19 protein-coding genes and 1 tRNA gene are annotated in these 15,063 nt (G+C 62.5%); 10 read left to right on the plus strand and 10 right to left on the minus strand.

Annotated features, from left to right (window positions below; translation table 11 throughout):
- The first annotated feature begins 3 nt into the window (after positions 1 to 3).
- The 7 genes from G6N78_RS16650 (at position 4) to G6N78_RS16680 (ending at position 4,172) form a co-directional block, all read left to right on the plus strand.
- Complete coding sequence (locus tag G6N78_RS16650) at positions 4 to 1,554, plus strand: undecaprenyl-phosphate glucose phosphotransferase (RefSeq protein ID WP_165220471.1); 1,551 nt, start codon at positions 4 to 6, stop codon at positions 1,552 to 1,554.
- The gene (locus G6N78_RS16655) at positions 1,551 to 2,810 is read left to right on the plus strand and encodes an O-antigen ligase family protein (RefSeq protein WP_165220474.1); all 1,260 of its coding nucleotides are present in this window, start codon (positions 1,551 to 1,553) and stop codon (positions 2,808 to 2,810) included. The genes G6N78_RS16650 and G6N78_RS16655 overlap by 4 nt, the downstream gene beginning before the upstream one ends.
- Positions 2,811 to 2,873: 63 nt before the next feature.
- The gene (locus tag G6N78_RS16660) at positions 2,874 to 3,167 is read left to right on the plus strand and encodes a helix-turn-helix domain-containing protein (RefSeq protein ID WP_165220477.1); all 294 of its coding nucleotides are present in this window, start codon (positions 2,874 to 2,876) and stop codon (positions 3,165 to 3,167) included.
- Between the two features lie 61 nt (positions 3,168 to 3,228).
- Positions 3,229 to 3,393, plus strand: coding sequence for a hypothetical protein (locus G6N78_RS16665; protein ID WP_165214244.1), 165 nt, complete (start codon positions 3,229 to 3,231; stop codon positions 3,391 to 3,393).
- Between the two features lie 108 nt (positions 3,394 to 3,501).
- Positions 3,502 to 3,690: a hypothetical protein gene (locus G6N78_RS16670; protein ID WP_165220480.1), complete on the plus strand. Its 189-nt coding sequence runs from the start codon at positions 3,502 to 3,504 to the stop codon at positions 3,688 to 3,690.
- 82 nt (positions 3,691 to 3,772) lie between these two features.
- Positions 3,773 to 3,849: transfer RNA gene (locus G6N78_RS16675), tRNA-Pro, on the plus strand.
- A gap of 140 nt (positions 3,850 to 3,989) precedes the next feature.
- On the plus strand, positions 3,990 to 4,172 hold the full coding sequence (locus G6N78_RS16680) for a hypothetical protein (protein WP_165220483.1): 183 nt from the start codon (positions 3,990 to 3,992) through the stop codon (positions 4,170 to 4,172).
- A 24-nt stretch (positions 4,173 to 4,196) separates the two neighbouring features.
- Here G6N78_RS16680 and G6N78_RS16685 read toward each other — a convergent pair whose 3' ends face one another.
- The 6 genes from G6N78_RS16685 to G6N78_RS16710 all read right to left on the minus strand — a co-directional run bounded on the left by G6N78_RS16685 (position 4,197) and on the right by G6N78_RS16710 (position 8,605).
- Positions 4,197 to 4,739 carry a MerR family transcriptional regulator gene (locus tag G6N78_RS16685; protein WP_165220486.1) on the minus strand — a complete coding sequence of 181 codons (543 nt, stop codon included), beginning with the start codon at positions 4,737 to 4,739 and terminating at the stop codon, positions 4,197 to 4,199.
- A 129-nt stretch (positions 4,740 to 4,868) separates the two neighbouring features.
- Complete coding sequence (locus G6N78_RS16690; protein ID WP_165220489.1) at positions 4,869 to 5,207, minus strand: integration host factor subunit alpha; 339 nt, start codon at positions 5,205 to 5,207, stop codon at positions 4,869 to 4,871.
- 89 nt (positions 5,208 to 5,296) lie between these two features.
- The gene (locus G6N78_RS16695; RefSeq protein ID WP_165220492.1) at positions 5,297 to 6,268 is read right to left on the minus strand and encodes a beta-ketoacyl-ACP synthase III; all 972 of its coding nucleotides are present in this window, start codon (positions 6,266 to 6,268) and stop codon (positions 5,297 to 5,299) included.
- Positions 6,269 to 6,287: 19 nt separating this feature from the next.
- Positions 6,288 to 7,337 carry a phosphate acyltransferase PlsX gene (plsX, locus tag G6N78_RS16700; RefSeq protein WP_165220495.1) on the minus strand — a complete coding sequence of 350 codons (1,050 nt, stop codon included), beginning with the start codon at positions 7,335 to 7,337 and terminating at the stop codon, positions 6,288 to 6,290.
- Positions 7,338 to 7,431: 94 nt separating this feature from the next.
- Positions 7,432 to 8,004, minus strand: coding sequence for a YceD family protein (locus G6N78_RS16705; protein WP_165220498.1), 573 nt, complete (start codon positions 8,002 to 8,004; stop codon positions 7,432 to 7,434).
- A 7-nt stretch (positions 8,005 to 8,011) separates the two neighbouring features.
- The gene (locus G6N78_RS16710) at positions 8,012 to 8,605 is read right to left on the minus strand and encodes a ubiquinol-cytochrome C chaperone family protein (RefSeq protein ID WP_165221909.1); all 594 of its coding nucleotides are present in this window, start codon (positions 8,603 to 8,605) and stop codon (positions 8,012 to 8,014) included.
- Between the two features lie 209 nt (positions 8,606 to 8,814).
- Here G6N78_RS16710 and G6N78_RS16715 point away from each other — a divergent pair, with 209 nt between their 5' ends.
- A complete protein-coding gene (locus G6N78_RS16715) occupies positions 8,815 to 9,306 on the plus strand; it encodes an outer membrane protein assembly factor BamE (protein WP_165221912.1) in 492 nt (163 codons plus the stop codon).
- Positions 9,307 to 9,383: 77 nt separating this feature from the next.
- Here G6N78_RS16715 and G6N78_RS16720 read toward each other — a convergent pair whose 3' ends face one another.
- From G6N78_RS16720 to ribH, 4 genes are all read right to left on the minus strand, one after another.
- Entirely contained in the window at positions 9,384 to 11,522 is a 2,139-nt protein-coding gene (locus tag G6N78_RS16720) for a sodium-translocating pyrophosphatase (protein WP_165220501.1), read from the minus strand.
- Between the two features lie 193 nt (positions 11,523 to 11,715).
- Positions 11,716 to 12,942: an MFS transporter gene (locus G6N78_RS16725; protein WP_165220504.1), complete on the minus strand. Its 1,227-nt coding sequence runs from the start codon at positions 12,940 to 12,942 to the stop codon at positions 11,716 to 11,718.
- A gap of 12 nt (positions 12,943 to 12,954) precedes the next feature.
- Positions 12,955 to 13,434, minus strand: a complete 480-nt coding sequence (gene nusB / locus G6N78_RS16730) for a transcription antitermination factor NusB (protein WP_165220507.1) — start codon at positions 13,432 to 13,434, stop codon at positions 12,955 to 12,957.
- A gap of 3 nt (positions 13,435 to 13,437) precedes the next feature.
- The gene (ribH, locus tag G6N78_RS16735) at positions 13,438 to 13,893 is read right to left on the minus strand and encodes a 6,7-dimethyl-8-ribityllumazine synthase (protein ID WP_165220510.1); all 456 of its coding nucleotides are present in this window, start codon (positions 13,891 to 13,893) and stop codon (positions 13,438 to 13,440) included.
- Between the two features lie 162 nt (positions 13,894 to 14,055).
- On the opposite strand from ribH, the gene G6N78_RS16740 reads away from it, so the two are divergent.
- Both G6N78_RS16740 and G6N78_RS16745 read left to right on the plus strand, forming a co-directional pair.
- A complete protein-coding gene (locus tag G6N78_RS16740) occupies positions 14,056 to 14,586 on the plus strand; it encodes a GNAT family N-acetyltransferase (protein ID WP_165220513.1) in 531 nt (176 codons plus the stop codon).
- A 113-nt stretch (positions 14,587 to 14,699) separates the two neighbouring features.
- Positions 14,700 to 15,038, plus strand: coding sequence for a hypothetical protein (locus tag G6N78_RS16745; RefSeq protein ID WP_165220516.1), 339 nt, complete (start codon positions 14,700 to 14,702; stop codon positions 15,036 to 15,038).
- The last annotated feature ends 25 nt before the right edge of the window (positions 15,039 to 15,063 follow it).

A 15,063-nucleotide genomic window follows, 5' to 3' on the forward strand; every position in this document is an offset into this window, starting at 1 on the left:
GCCATGACTGAGCCGGTAAAGCAGGACGGATTCGACGTCGAGGCCCTGCGCCGCAAGGTATCGGACTTCTACGACCGCAGCTCGACCGGCGGGACGGACGCACCGCCGGAGCTCAACGCGTTCGCCCGGCAGATCGCGGAGCAGTTCCGTGATGAGACCACCAGCCCCGCCATGCTGATCGGCAAGATCCGGCTGCTCGAATGGGCGCTCCTGACGGTAAGTGGTCTCGCCGTCGCACTGCTTGTCGGCTACGGCGATGCGGCCGGCTTCCTGTGGCACCTGCTGACGATCGGCTTCGGTGCCGCCTTCAGCGTACTTTTCCTTCAGATTGCCGATGCCTATCAGATCCCGTCGCTGCGCGCGCCGCACCGCATTACGCTGCGGCTGGGGATGGCCTGGATTTCGGCCTTCCTGCTGCAAAACCTTCTCGCTCTTCTTCTCGACAGCCGGCTCCCGCTCGGCACGTCGCTCGTGTCGCTGATCGTCGACGGCCTGGTGCTCATTGGTGCCCGGTATCTGATGGCCTTCGGTATCCGCAACTGGTCACGCAACGGCATCATGGAGCGCCGGGCGGTCATCGTCGGCGGCGGCCAGCCGGCCAAGGACCTGGTGCGGGCGCTGGAGCAGCAGCCCGACAACGACATCCGCATCTGCGGCATCTTCGATGATCGCGGCAACGCCCGTTCGCCGGATGTGGTGGCCGGTTATCCGAAGCTCGGCACCTTCTGCGAACTGGTGGAATTCGCACGGCTTGCCCGCATCGACATGCTGATCATTGCGCTTCCGGCCACCGCCGAGCAGCGGATCCTGCAACTGGTCAAGAAACTCTGGGTGCTGCCGGTCGATATCCGGCTCGCCGCCCATGCGCAGCAGCTGCGCTTTCGGCCCCGCGCCTACAGCCATGTGGGCAGCGTGCCGATGCTCGATATCTTCGACAAGCCGCTGCGCGACTGGGATTCGGTGGCAAAACGCCTCTTCGACCTCACCTTCTCCATCCTGGCGCTTACCGTTGCCTGGCCGGTGATGATTGCCTGCGCCATTGCGGTGAAGGCGACCTCGAAAGGGCCGGTCTTCTTCGTGCAGAAACGCCATGGCTTCAACAACGAGGTCATCGATGTCCTGAAATTCCGTTCGATGTACACCGAGCTTAGCGATCCGACCGCCAAGAAGGCGGTGACGAAGAACGATCCGCGCGTGACGCCGGTCGGGCGCTTCCTGCGCAAGTCCTCGCTGGATGAACTGCCGCAGCTGTTCAACGTGCTGCGCAGCGAGCTGTCGCTGGTCGGCCCGCGGCCGCATGCGGTGCATGCCCAGACCGGCGAGCGCAAATATGTGGACGTGGTGGAGAGCTACTTCGCCCGCCATCGCGTCAAACCCGGCGTCACCGGCTGGGCCCAGATCAACGGCTTGCGCGGCGAACTCGACAGCGACGAGAAAATCCGCGCCCGCACCGCCTACGATCTGCACTACATCGAAAACTGGTCGCTGTGGCTCGATCTGAAGATCCTGGTGCTGACGCCGATCCGGCTTCTCAACACGGAGAATGCCTATTGACCCTGATCATCGACACAGGCCCGAAACCGTTCAAGCCGCAACTGGCCGGCGTGCGCCTGCTGGGGTCGGCGCTGGTGGCGCTGGGCGTCTTCCTGTCGGGATTCGTCATCTCCGAGCCCGCCCCTTACGAACTGCTGATGGCGGTGCAGATCGCGCTCTGGTTCCTGCTCGGCCTCAAGATCTCGCGGGCGGTGGCGCCGCTCTTGATCCTCTTTTTGCTCTTCAACATCGGCGGCATGTTCTCGCTGACCGTGATGAAGGACATCAGCGGCGGGCCGATGTATATCGCCGTCTCGCTGTTCCTGGCGCTCTCCTCGGTCTTCTATGCCGCGATCATCGAGGATGACCATCGCCGGCTGAAACTGATCTTCCAGGCCTGGGTGGCGGGGGCGACGATCACCTCCATGCTCGGCATTCTCGGCTATTTCCACGCCTTTCCCGGCGCCGAGGTGTTTACCCTCTACGACCGCGCCAAGGGCGCCTTCCAGGACCCGAACGTGTTCGGCCCCTATCTGGTCGCCCCTGCCCTCTATTTGATGTACCGGATTCTCAGCGGCTCGCTGGCCCGTTCGCCGATCTATGTCGTCGGGCTACTCGTCCTGGTGCTCGGCATTTTCCTCTCCTTTTCGCGCGCCGCCTGGGGTCTGTTCCTGTTTGCCGCGATTGCGCTTGTTGTGGTGATGCTGCTGAAGGAACGCACGGCCGCCTTCCGGCTGAAGATCTTCAGCCTGGCGATTGCCGCCGTTCTGATCCTGATGGTGGCGATTGCCGGCGCCATGCAATCGAAGAAGGTCTCCGAACTCTTCCTCAACCGCGCCAAGCTGGTGCAGGAATATGACGGTGCGCGGCTTGGCCGTTTCGAACGCCACAAGCTGGGTTTCCTCATGTCGATGGAGCGCCCGCTCGGGCTCGGACCCATGGTGCTCGGCAAGATGTTCGGCGAGGACGAGCACAATATCTGGCTGAAATCGCTCACCACCTATGGCTGGCTCGGTTTCGTCAGCTACGTGACCCTGATGTGGGCGACGCTGATCATCGGCTTCCGCTCGCTTTTGCGCGAACGGCCCTGGCAACCCTATCTGATGATCGCCTGGATCTGTCTGCTCGGCCATGCGCTGATCGGCAATGTCATCGACATCGACCACTGGCGCCATGCCTACATGCTGTTCGGCATCATCTGGGGCTGCTTTGCGCTGGAGCAGGCGCACAAGCGCCGCAACCGCCTCGCGGCTCAGCAGTCCCGGCCGATCGCCTGACCGGACTGCCGCGGCAGCCGATCCGGCCCTTGACCTGACGCCCAAACGATCCACATCCTCTTCATGATCACGCACGAACAGATCCGCGCCGCGCGCGCCATGCTGAACCTATCTCTCGAAACGCTCGCCCGCGACACGGGGCTTTCGGTGGACGATCTCTCTGCCCTCGAAAATGAAGGGGGCGCCGGTGACAGTCGCACGCTGGAAACGCTGCGCACCACCTTCGAGCGGCACGGCATCGTCTTCCTGGCCAGCGGCGAGGACGACCCCGGCATCGGGCCGGGACTGAGGCTGCGCAAACAGGCGGCGGACGAGGGTCTGCGGCCGGAAAATCTCAACTCCTACAACGACGGATAAACCGTCACCGGACACGGGAACCCTTGTCACCCTGCCGCGTTCATGCGGCAGGAAGAAGAAGATGAAGGAGTTCCCCTTGAACCGCAGCAACAGCCTCTACCTCGTGATTGGTGCCCTCGTCGTCGTGGTCGTCGGCCTCGGCGCCTATGTCGTGCGCGAGGAAACCAAGCCCAAGGGCGTGGAAATGAGCATCTCCAGCGACGGCGTGCGTGTCGAGGAGAATTGACGCGCGTCAAAGACGTATATTCACTGTTTTGCAACTATATCAGCGCGAATCTTGAGAGCATGGCGCTGGTGGCATGCCGACAGCCATGAGAACAATAAAGGGGAAGACATGACACAGCATCTCGATCAGCAGACGGTTGTGAGCCAAGGTCTGAAAAGGGTCTGGAATGTCAGCGAATTCGCCAAGCGTTATCGCCTCGATCAGCGCGAGGAAAACCGCCTGCTGAAGCTGCTCGGCCCCTTTGCCTCCGAACACGAACTGCTGATGAACGCGACCCGCACGCCGAACTTCCGTTGATTGCAGTGGGCTTGTCCACTTTAGGTCTTGCACCGCAGCCGGCAAGTCATTATGGAGGTCGTGCTTCGGCAACGAAGCGGGTCGGGGCGTAGCGCAGCCCGGTAGCGCACTTGACTGGGGGTCAAGGGGTCGTGGGTTCAAATCCCGCCGCCCCGACCATTTCAAAATCAGCCGCAGCATCCCCCAGATGCCCGGTCCTTCTCCAAAAAAGATTGTTGTCCCAAACACGGTTTCGCTGCTGCGGAACCATGTCCGCCTGTTGCCGTTCGTTTCCAGAACACGATGGAGACTGAACAGCCATGGCAGACGAGAGACGAAATCCTTCCACACCCGCAAACCCCGATGCCGTGCCGCCCGGAACACCGGACGCAGCGGAAAACACCTGCCGGCGCTGCGCAGGCAGCGGCGAAATCGACGGACAGGAGTGCCCGGATTGCGGCGGTTCCGGCATCGTACTGACACCGGTCGGCGGGGCGGGATGAGGAAAATGGGTTGAGGCGGCCCGCTCAGCGGACCTGATCGAGCAGGCGTTTGCATTCGAGGAGATCGAAGAGCGCCTCCTGCAGCAAAGCGCGGTCTTCCTTGCCGATGGCGCTCTTGCCGGCGGCAATGTCGAGCGCGCTGTCATCGCCCGCCCCGCCGAAGCCGAAGAATCGGCCGCTCGGCTTGGTCTTGGCGCGACCGACGATCTGATCCTCTTCGTCGCTGCCGCCGATCTTCGGCTCGCCTGCCCCTCGGTCGCTGTTGGCCGCCATGATGGCTTCCATGGTGGCCACATCGCCAGAGGCAATTGCCGAGACGAACTTGTTGCCGTTGGTCTTCAAAAGCTTCTGAACGCCCTTGATCGTATAGCCGTGATCATAGAGCAGATGCCGGATGCCCTTCAGAAGATCGACATCTTCCGGGCGGTAGTAGCGGCGCCCGCCGCCGCGCTTCATCGGCTTGATCTGCGGAAAACGGGTTTCCCAGAACCTGAGCACGTGCTGCGGCAGGTCGAGGTCGTCTGCCACCTCGCTGATGGTGCGGAAAGCATCCGGACTTTTTTCCACGCGGGCTCACTCCAGAATTCTGCGACTCACGCTGTGCCGAAACACGACACGACGAGCCGCATTTCAACGGTTTGCGCCGCGCAATTCAAGTTCTTTCGGAGATTGTGAACAGATGCCGGTCCGCCCCGCTCAGGCGGCCGGATTGGCAGGCTTCTGTTTGGCCTTGCGCAGCAGATGCGCCTTCAGAATGCGCTGCTTCAGCACATTGGACGCCTTGAACGTCATCACCTTGCGCGGCGAGATCGGCACTTCTTCGCCCGTCTTCGGGTTTCGACCGATGCGCTCGTTCTTGGCGCGGACCTGGAAGGTCGCAAACGACGAGAGCTTGACGGTTTCGCCCCGCACGATGGCGTTGCAGATCTCGTCAATCACGGTTTCCACGAGTTCCGCCGATTCGGTCCGGGACAGCCCGACCTTGCGAAACACCGACTCTGCCAAATCCGCCCGTGTCACTGTTTTGCCGGCCATGACCCCCGCCCGTGAAATGTCTTGTTTTATCAACGCGCCCAAACACTATGTTCGTTGTCGTCCCGGGTCAAGCGCTTGTAAAGACGACATTACCAGCGAATGAGCAGCGCGCCCCAGGTGAAGCCGCCGCCCATGGCCTCCAGCATCACCAGATCGCCTTTCTTGATGCGCCCGTCGGCGGCTGCAACCGCGAGTGCCAGGGGAATCGACGCCGCCGAGGTGTTGCCGTGCAGGTCCACGGTCACGACGACCTTTTCCAGCGGAATGCCGAGTTTCTTGGCCGACCCATCAATGATGCGGCGGTTCGCCTGGTGGGGAACGAGCCAGTCGAGGTCTTCCGCCGTCGTGCCTGTCGCCTCGAAAGCGGCAACGATGACATCGGTGATCATGCCGACGGCATGCTTGAAGACCTCGCGGCCTTCCATGCGCAGATGGCCGACGGTGCCGGTGGTCGAGGGCCCGCCATCGACATAGAGCTTGTCCTTGTGCGAGCCGTCCGAGCGCAGATGCGCGGTCAGGACGCCACGATCATTGACGGTGCCCTCGCCTTCCTGGGCTTCAAGGACGAGCGCGCCTGCGCCGTCACCGAAGAGCACGCAGGTCGTGCGGTCGTTCCAGTCGAGGATCCGCGAGAAGGTTTCCGCGCCGATGACCAGCGCGCGCTTGGCAAGACCGGCGCGCAGATGTGCGTCCGCCGTCGCCATGGCGTAGACAAAGCCGGTACAGACGGCCTGGACGTCGAAGGCATAGCCGTGCGTCATGCCGAGACGGTTCTGGATGTTGACGGCGGTGGCCGGGAAGGTGTTGTCGGGCGTCGAGGTTGCCACGATCACCACGTCGATGTCGGCAACCGTCAGCCCGGCATTGTCGAGCGCGGCGCGGGCCGCCTGCTCGCCCAGCGACGCGGTCGTTTCGCCCTCGCCGGCAATGTAACGCTGACGGATGCCCGTGCGCTGCACGATCCACTCGTCGGACGTTTCCACCTTCTCTTCCAGTTCCTTGTTGGGAACCACGCGTTTCGGCAGTGCCGATCCAAAGCCTCGAACAACTGAACGGATCATGCTTGAGTGTTTCCTGTCTTCACGCTGCTTCTTCCGGTCCTGCGGGTGGCAGGCGGCGGGCGTGATATGTTTTCAAATCCTGCGCGATCTTTTCGTTCAGCGCATTGCGGGCCATGTCGTAACCGACGTCGATGGCAGATGCATAACCTTCCGCATCGGTGCCGCCATGGCTCTTGATGACGATGCCGTTCAGCCCGAGGAAGACGCCGCCATTGACCTTGCGCGGGTCCATCTTCTCGCGCAGGCGGTCAAAGGCGCCCTTGGCAAACAGATAGCCGATCTTGGCCCAGATGGTGCGCGACATGGCCGAGCGCAACAGCTCCGCCATCTGCTTGGCAGTGCCTTCCGCCGTTTTCAAGGCAATGTTGCCGGTAAAACCTTCCGTCACCACCACATCGACCACGCCGCGGCCGATATCATTGCCTTCGACAAAGCCGTGATAGGAAATGGTGGAGAGGTTCGCCTCGCGGATCATCCGGCCCGCTTCGCGGACCTCTTCCTGGCCCTTCACCTCTTCGACGCCGACATTCAGCAGGCCGACCGTCGGGCGTTCGATCTCGAAGAGCGCGCGCGCCATGGCGCCGCCCATCAGGGCGAAATCGAGAAGCTGCTGCGCATCGGCACCGATCGTCGCGCCGACATCGAGCACGATGCTTTCGCCCCGCAGGGTCGGCCAGATACCGGCAATCGCCGGGCGCTCGATGGTCGCCATGGTGCGCAGGCAGAATTTTGCCATGGCCATCAGCGCGCCGGTATTGCCGGCAGAGACAACCACATCCGCCTCGCCCGTCTTCACCGCCTCGATCGACCGCCACATGCTGGACACGTAGCGACCGCGTCGAAGCGCAGCGCTCGGCTTTTCATCCATGGTGACGGCGACTTCGCAATCGTGGAAGGTCGATTTATCCTTCAGCTTCGGAAAGCGGTCGAGGATCGGTTCGCATTCGTCCTTGCGGCCGAAGATGAGGAAGGTCACGTCCGGATGGCGTTCAAGCGCCTTGGCAGCGCCTGGTATCACCACGGAGGGACCAAAATCACCACCCATGGCATCGAGAGAAATTCTGATCACGCGTTCCTGGTCCTTCCGTCCCACTTCTGGCGAAATCGCAGCCGATCCCGTCGGTTCAGCCGCCCATACAACTCATTGGCGGATGAATGCAAATCTATTCCTTGCTTTTCCAATCCTTCAGCACCGCAAACGGATTGGGTTTTGCGTCTGCCTTGCTATCGTCAGCTTCAATATGATCGGCAAATTCAACCCCCGGCTTGCGGGGATAAGGATCGATGGCGAGAGCCACGAATTCCGCCACCGTGACGCCGGCGTCGATCGTGTCGCCCTCGAACATTTCCGGCAGATCCGGACCGTCGGGGTCGAGCACCATCTCGCTGCTGTCGCCATTGCCCATCAAGCGGGCGAGCTTCGAGCCCTCCGGCACGAAGATCTGCTCGAAGGGTTCCTCGATCACGCTCTCCACCGGCTCGAGCGTCACGACGCAGGCCTGAGTCAGCCGCGCCTTCACCTGGCCCTTCAGGCGCACGCCATCCTTTTTCCAGCGCGCGACCTGCATTTCGGCCGACAGTTCCTCGACGGACACGACCTTCCAGAGTTCGGCAAGCGCCGCCCGCTCCCGCTCGTCCGCCTTGAGATGGACGGTGACGGGATTTGCGGAAATGTGTCCCACCTTCACGCCATAGGAAAATGGCGGCCTTGCGCGACGTTCAGTCTTTTCGATCATCATGTCCTCAATGGCCGGGCGACGGGATCACGAGTTGACCTCGTGCGATCGTCTCCTCCGGCACTGTCTTCAATTCCTGTTCCACCTGCAGCAGAAAGCGGGCAAGCGGCTCCATCGTCGGCGCATCTGCGGCATCCGGATGGATGTTGCGTCTCAACGCCGCGGCCAGTTCCGTTGCATCTGATGCATCGAGCGCCGCGGCATAGGCCTGCAGCCGGCCATAGAACATCGCGGCCAGCTTCTTCATGCGTTTCGGCACGCCCTGGTCTCCGATTCCCAGTTCGCGGATCGAATGGTCGATATCCGTGAAAAAAGCGTCGATGATTTCCTGGGCCAGTTCCTGACCGCTCGTTTCCGATTTTGCCGTCCGGCGGAAGAACAGAATCATCACCGCGGACACCATCTCGAAACGGCCCATCACCGTGTCCGGCACGTCCATATCGGTGTAGTAGAAAGGAACGCGCGCCGCGGAAGTCAAGGCGGCGTACTGCCGATCGACAATGATGCGATTGTTATTTTTCTTGCCGAACAGCCCGAAGATCATAAAAGCCTGCTCTCTTCGTCGCCAAAGCGACCGCCGGCACCGCCAGCCTTGTTGCATGGAAACCAAAGCTGGTTTACCGAAGCAGGCACGAATTGCAATGCCGGAGCCGTTTCGCCAGAGGAGAAGACGCAACGGAGCCTGGTCTTTGACGATTCGTGCGGCAACGTTCGCGGAATAGCCACAATGCTGTTCCAGCAGAGGCCGGAGGTCGTGGCCGGCGAGCACATGAGGTCAAGGTGTTGAAGAAGCGCGTGTTTCAGTCTGACATGGGAATGATGGGCAAGGCCGCCATGCTGGCTTTCGGTGTGTCGCTTGGACTTGCGGGCTGCACGACTTCCAACATGGGCATCGGCGAAACCATCTATAACGGTTACGTGCTGGACAAGGATTCGCTTGATCTCATTCCGGAAGGATCGAGCCGCGAACAGGTCCTGCTCTCCATGGGCACGCCCTCGACGACGGCGACCTTCGACGGCGAGGTCTTCTATTACATCTCCCAGAAGCGCGAGCGCCCCGTCGCCTTCATGAAGCCGAAGCTCGTCGAACAGACGGTGGTGGCGATCTATTTCAACAAGGAAGGCACCGTTGCCCGCCGCGCGATCTACACGATGCAGGACGGCAAGGTGTTCGACACGATCAGCCGCACGACACCGACCGGCGGCAAGGATCTGACCTTCCTGCAGCAGCTGCTGACAGGCGGCGGCGGTGCAGCCGGTGCCGCGGGCTCGGCGGTGCGCAACCTGCTGGGCGGCCAGTAAGGTTTTTCTTCTCTCCGATACAAAGAACCCGCGGATCGCTCCGCGGGTTCTTTCGTTTCAGGCGGTCTTTCGCAGCCTCAGGCGGCGAGGATCGCCAAAAGCAGCAGCGCGACGATATTGGTGATCTTGATCGCCGGATTGACGGCGGGGCCTGCCGTATCCTTGTAGGGGTCGCCGACCGTATCTCCGGTGACGGAGGCCTTGTGCGCATCCGACCCCTTCATGTGGCGGGTGCCGTCCTTATCGACGAAACCATCCTCGAAGCTCTTCTTGGCATTGTCCCAGGCACCGCCGCCCGACGTCATCGAGATCGCCACGAAGAGACCGTTGATGATGACGCCGAGAAGCGAGGCACCGAGCGCCGCAAAGGCCGAGGCCTTGGAGCCGGAGATCAGCAGAACGCCGAAATAGACGACGATCGGCGCCAGCACCGGCAGAAGCGATGGCACGATCATTTCGCGGATGGCGGCCTTGGTGAGAATATCCACCGCGCGACCGTAATCCGGCCGCTCAGTGCCGGCCATGATGCCGGGGCGCTCGCGGAACTGCTTGCGCACTTCCTCAACGATGGACCCCGCGGCACGCCCGACGGCGGTCATTGCCATGCCGCCGAAGAGATACGGGATCAGGCCGCCGAAGAGGAGGCCCGCCACGACATAAGGATTGGCGAGGCTGAAGGAGATCTCGCCGATGCCGGCGAAATAGGGATATTGCTGGCCATTGGCGGCGAAGTAGCTCAAGTCGTTGGCGTAAGCCGCAAACAGCACCAGCGCGCCGAGACCGGCAGACCCGATCGCATAGCCCTTGGTGACGGCCTTCGTCGTATTGCCGACCGCGTCCAGCGCATCGGTGGACTTGCGCACTTCCGGCGGCAGGCCCGCCATTTCGGCGATGCCGCCGGCATTGTCGGTGACCGGGCCGAAGGCATCGAGCGCCACGATCATGCCGGCAAGGCCGAGCATGGCGGTCACCGCAATGCCGGTGCCGAACAGGCCGCCCAACTGATAGGTGGCAATGATGCCGCCGACGATGACGATGGCCGGCAGGGCCGTCGATTCCAGCGAAATGGCAAGCCCCTGGATGACATTGGTGCCGTGGCCGGTGACGGAGGCCTGGGCGATCGAATTGACCGGGCGCTTGTTAGTGCCGGTGTAATATTCCGTAATGACGACGATGAGGGCCGTCACCACCAGGCCGAGAATGCCGCACAGGAAGAGATTGGTGCCGGTGATCTCCATGCCGGCGACGGTGCCGATCGAACCCCAGCCGATGGTGAACGAGGTGGCGGCGCCCATGCCGACGATGGAGAGGATGCCGGTCGCAATCAGGCCCTTGTAGAGGGCGCCCATGATCGAGCCGTTGGCGCCGAGCTTGACGAAGAAGGTGCCGATGATCGAGGTGATGATGCAGGCGCCGCAGATCGCCAGCGGATAGAGCATGATGTCGCCGAGTGCGGGGACGCCGGCAAAGAAGATCGCCGCCAGAACCATGGTTGCGACGACGGAGACGGCATAGGTCTCGAAGAGGTCGGCCGCCATGCCGGCGCAATCGCCGACATTGTCGCCCACGTTGTCGGCAATCGTGGCCGGGTTGCGCGGGTCGTCTTCCGGAATGCCGGCTTCCACCTTGCCGACGAGATCGCCGCCGACATCGGCGCCCTTGGTGAAGATGCCGCCGCCGAGGCGGGCGAAGATCGAAATCAACGAGGCGCCGAAACCGAGCGCCACCAGCGCATCGATGACATGGCGGCTGCCGGGCGCATTGCCGAAGCCGTAGACGAGGATGGCGTAATAGATCGCGACGCCGAGCAGCGCGAGACCCGCCACCAGCATGCCGGTGATGGCGCCGGACTTGAAGGCGATCTCGAGGCCCGCGGACAGGCTGTGCGAAGAGGCCTGCGCCGTGCGGACATTGGCGCGGACGGAGACGTGCATGCCGATGAAGCCGGCAGCACCGGACAGGACGGCGCCGATGATGAAGCCGATGGCCGCAAGGCCGGACAGAAGAAGCCATGTTGCGATGGCGACCACGACGCCGACGATGGCGATGGTCATGTACTGACGGGTCAGGTAGGCCTGTGCGCCTTCCCGGATATAGCCCGCAATTTCCTGCATTCGCTGATTGCCCTGGTCAGCCGCGAGGACCGACCGTGTGGCCCAGACGGCATACACCACCGACAGGAGGCCGCAGACGATCACACCCAGTATTACTGTCATACGATTGTTCCTCTCCCAAAAATCCGGCCGCAATCATTGCACCGGCACGGAACGGCAACGCTCCCCTCCCAAGAAGCCCGTGTTGTCGCCCGGATGCGAGATTGCGGCTCTCCGGAAATGGCGTCAAGGGTTTCCCCGGCAAGGGTACGTTTGCGAGGCTATTTCAGATGCGGGGAGATGTATCTGCGGAAAATCAAGCCGCAGCGGCGGGGCGGCCACTCAGAATCAGCAGGCCGACGAGAATCAGGCAGAGGATCGCGACCGGCCAGATGAAGAGGTTCATGATGCTCCAGCCATAGGCGGTGAACACCTTGCCGGACGAGAAGGACGATAGCGCCACGGTGCCGAACAGGATGATGTCGTGGAACCCCTGCACCTTGTCGGCCTCATGCGGGCGATAGGTGGAGGCGACGATGGCGGTGGCGCCGATGAAGCCGAAGTTCCAGCCGATGCCGAGCAGCACGAGCGCTGCCCAGAAATTCCAGAGTTCGATGCCCATATGGGCGACAACCGCGCAGGCCATCAGCGTGACGAGCCCCATGGCGACGACCTTTTCGGCGCCGAAGCGGGCGATGATCATGCCGGTGAAGAAGCTCGGGCCGAACATGGCGAGCACGTGCCACTGGATGCCGAGTGTCGCAAGTTCCGTCGGGAAGCCGCAGCCGATGACCATGGCAAGCGGCGCGCCGGTCATCACGAAGGACATCAGCGCATAGGTGCCGATGCCGCAGATCATGCCGGTCGCGAAGCGCTGCGTGGTGATGATCTCGCGCAGCGGGCGGGCCGGCTGGCTGGTGGCCGTCGCCTTGGCCGGTTCGGGAAGCTTGAGGAACAGCAGGATGCCGATCGCGGCGAGGCAGAGCGGCACCAGCGCCAGGAAGGTTCCGGCAAAGGTGATCGGCTCGAACAGATCCTTTGCCCAGATGGCGAGCTGCGGGCCGACGACGGCCGAGACGATGCCGGCGCCGAGAATCCAGGAAATCGCCTTGGGTTTGTAGTGCGAGGGCGAGGCATCGGCGGCGGCAAAACGGATTTTCTGGGTAAAGCCGCCGCTGATGCCGATCATCATCAGGGAAATGGCAAACAGCCAGAAATCGGCGCGAAAGAGCGCGATCGTGGCAAGCGCGCCGCCGGAGGCGCCGATGAGGGCGCCGGTCATGAAGGCGGCCTGGCGGCCCATGAAGCGCGAGACGAAGGCAATCGCCATGGCGCCGATCGCGGTTCCGACGTTAAAGCCGGTGACCGGAGCGGTGGCGAGCGACTTGTCGGCTGCAAGCAACTGGTAACCGGCGAGCGACCCGACCGAAATGGACAAGGGCGCCGCGGAGCCGAGAATGGCCTGCGCTGCCGCCAGGAAGGCGACGTTGCGTTTGGCGGCCTTCAGCTGCCGTTCCAGTCCATCGCCGCCCGCATTGTCCATGTCGTGTTACGCCTATTTCTTGATGTCGCCGCGAACCTGCTTGGCAATGCGGTCGAGAACCGCATTGACGATCTTGGGCTCCTCGCCTTCGAAGAAGGCCTGGGCGATCTCCACATATTCGGTCACGATGACCGGTACGGGCACATCCTTGCGCTCGAGGATCTCGAAGGTGCCGGCACGCAGGATGGCGCGCAGCGTCGAATCCAGGCGCGACAGCGGCCAGCTTTCGAGAAGCGTTGCCCGCACCAGCGGATCGATTTTTGTCTGGTCGCGCACGACGCCGGCGACGATCGAGCGGAACCAGGACGGATCCGCCTTCAGATAGGTGTCGCCATCCAGCTCCTGGCCGAGACGGTGTTCTTCGTATTCGGCCACGACTTCGAGCACGCCGGTGCCGCCGATATCCATCTGATAAAGCGCCTGCACGGCGGCGAGACGGGCGGCACCACGCTGGTTCGCCGGCTTCACCGGCTGCTGCAGATCCTTCGACATGGCTCAGGCACCCAGCTTTTCACGCAGCGCGATCATGGAGAGCGCCGCACGGGCGGCAAAACCGCCCTTGTCCTTGTCGCTCTTCTTGGCACGCGCCCAGGCCTGATCGTCGTTTTCGACGGTCATGATGCCGTTGCCGATGGCAAGCGATTCCGACACGGCGAGGTCCATCAGCGCACGCGAGGATTCGTTCGAGACGATGTCGAAATGATAGGTCTCGCCGCGAATGACCATGCCGAGGGCCACGAACCCATCATAGTTGACGCCACCCTGTTCGGCGGCATCGAGCGCCATGGCGATCGCCGGCGGGATTTCAAGTGCGCCCGGAACGGTGATCACATCATAGGTGGCGCCGGCCTCTTCCAGGGCCGAGGTCGCGCCATGGAGCAGCGCGTCGGCCATATCGTCGTAGAAACGGGCTTCGACGATGAGGAGATGAGGCTTCAAAGAATCGGTCATGGGTCGTCCTGGTCGCAATTCTGCGATTTGAGATGTTGGGAATTGGCGCGGTCAAATCACGCCGCGCGCGGATTGGCAAGCGATTTTCGCAGACGGGCTGCTGTGCAGGCCCTGCAGATCCGGCGTAGAAGGTGATCTCCGACGACAACCGAGACTGCAGCCATGCGCGACATACCGACAATCACCACCTCCAGACTGGTGCTGAGAGCCCACCGGGCGGACGATTACGACAGCTTCTGCACGCTCTGGGCCGATCCGGAGGTGGTCCGCTACATCGGGGGCACGCCTTCCACCGCCGAAGCCACCTGGCAGCGGCTGATGCACCGGGCCGGCATGTGGCATCACATGGGCTTCGGTTTCCTCGCCATCGAGGAACGGGCGACGGGACGTTTCATCGGCGAAGCGGGCTTTCACGAGGTGCACCGCGACATGACGCCCTCGCTGATCGGCACGCTCGAAACCGGCTGGGTGCTGCTGCCGGAGTTCCACGGCAAGGGCTATGCCCGCGAGGCGGTGACGGCGATGATCACCTGGGCAGAGACTTATCATCCGGGCATGGAGATGACGGCGATCATCGCGCCGGAGAACGCCGCGTCTCTCACGCTTGCAGAGCGGCTCGGTTTCCGGGAAGAAACGCGCACGGACTATCATGGCGAGGTGGTGGTGCTGCGGCGAAAGATGTCCAAGATTTAACCCAATCTCACACGCTGGTGAGTTGGCCTTTTGTCCCTTCGGCGCGACCATGATCACGACCGGCACACAGCATTTCCCCACGCTGCCGGTCAGGTTCACGGAGGAGTGCAACCATGTCCAGGATCATCACAGTCACCGCCGCCAGCATCATCGCTGCCCTCTCGCTTGCCGGCACTAGCCATGCGACCATGCTGCCAGCCGATCGTGCGCTTGCGGCGGATCACAATCCGCGCATTCTCGTCATGAATACGGACGAGATCGAAAAGCACGACATGTTTCAGGATACGCTGAACGCGCTGTCGCCGGCGAGCCCGGAGGTGCGCGGCGTGCAGGAAGCAATCCGCGAAAACCCTGCGCTGAAGCACGAATTGCTGGCGCAGCATGTGGAGCTGAACAATGTGATCTTTGCCGACGAAGCAGCCGATGGCAGCTTCGTGCTCTACATCCGCTGACGTGCGTCGGAGTGAGGCGCGCCCG

This window comes from Allorhizobium pseudoryzae (assembly GCF_011046245.1).
Taxonomy (GTDB): domain Bacteria; phylum Pseudomonadota; class Alphaproteobacteria; order Rhizobiales; family Rhizobiaceae; genus Neorhizobium; species Neorhizobium pseudoryzae.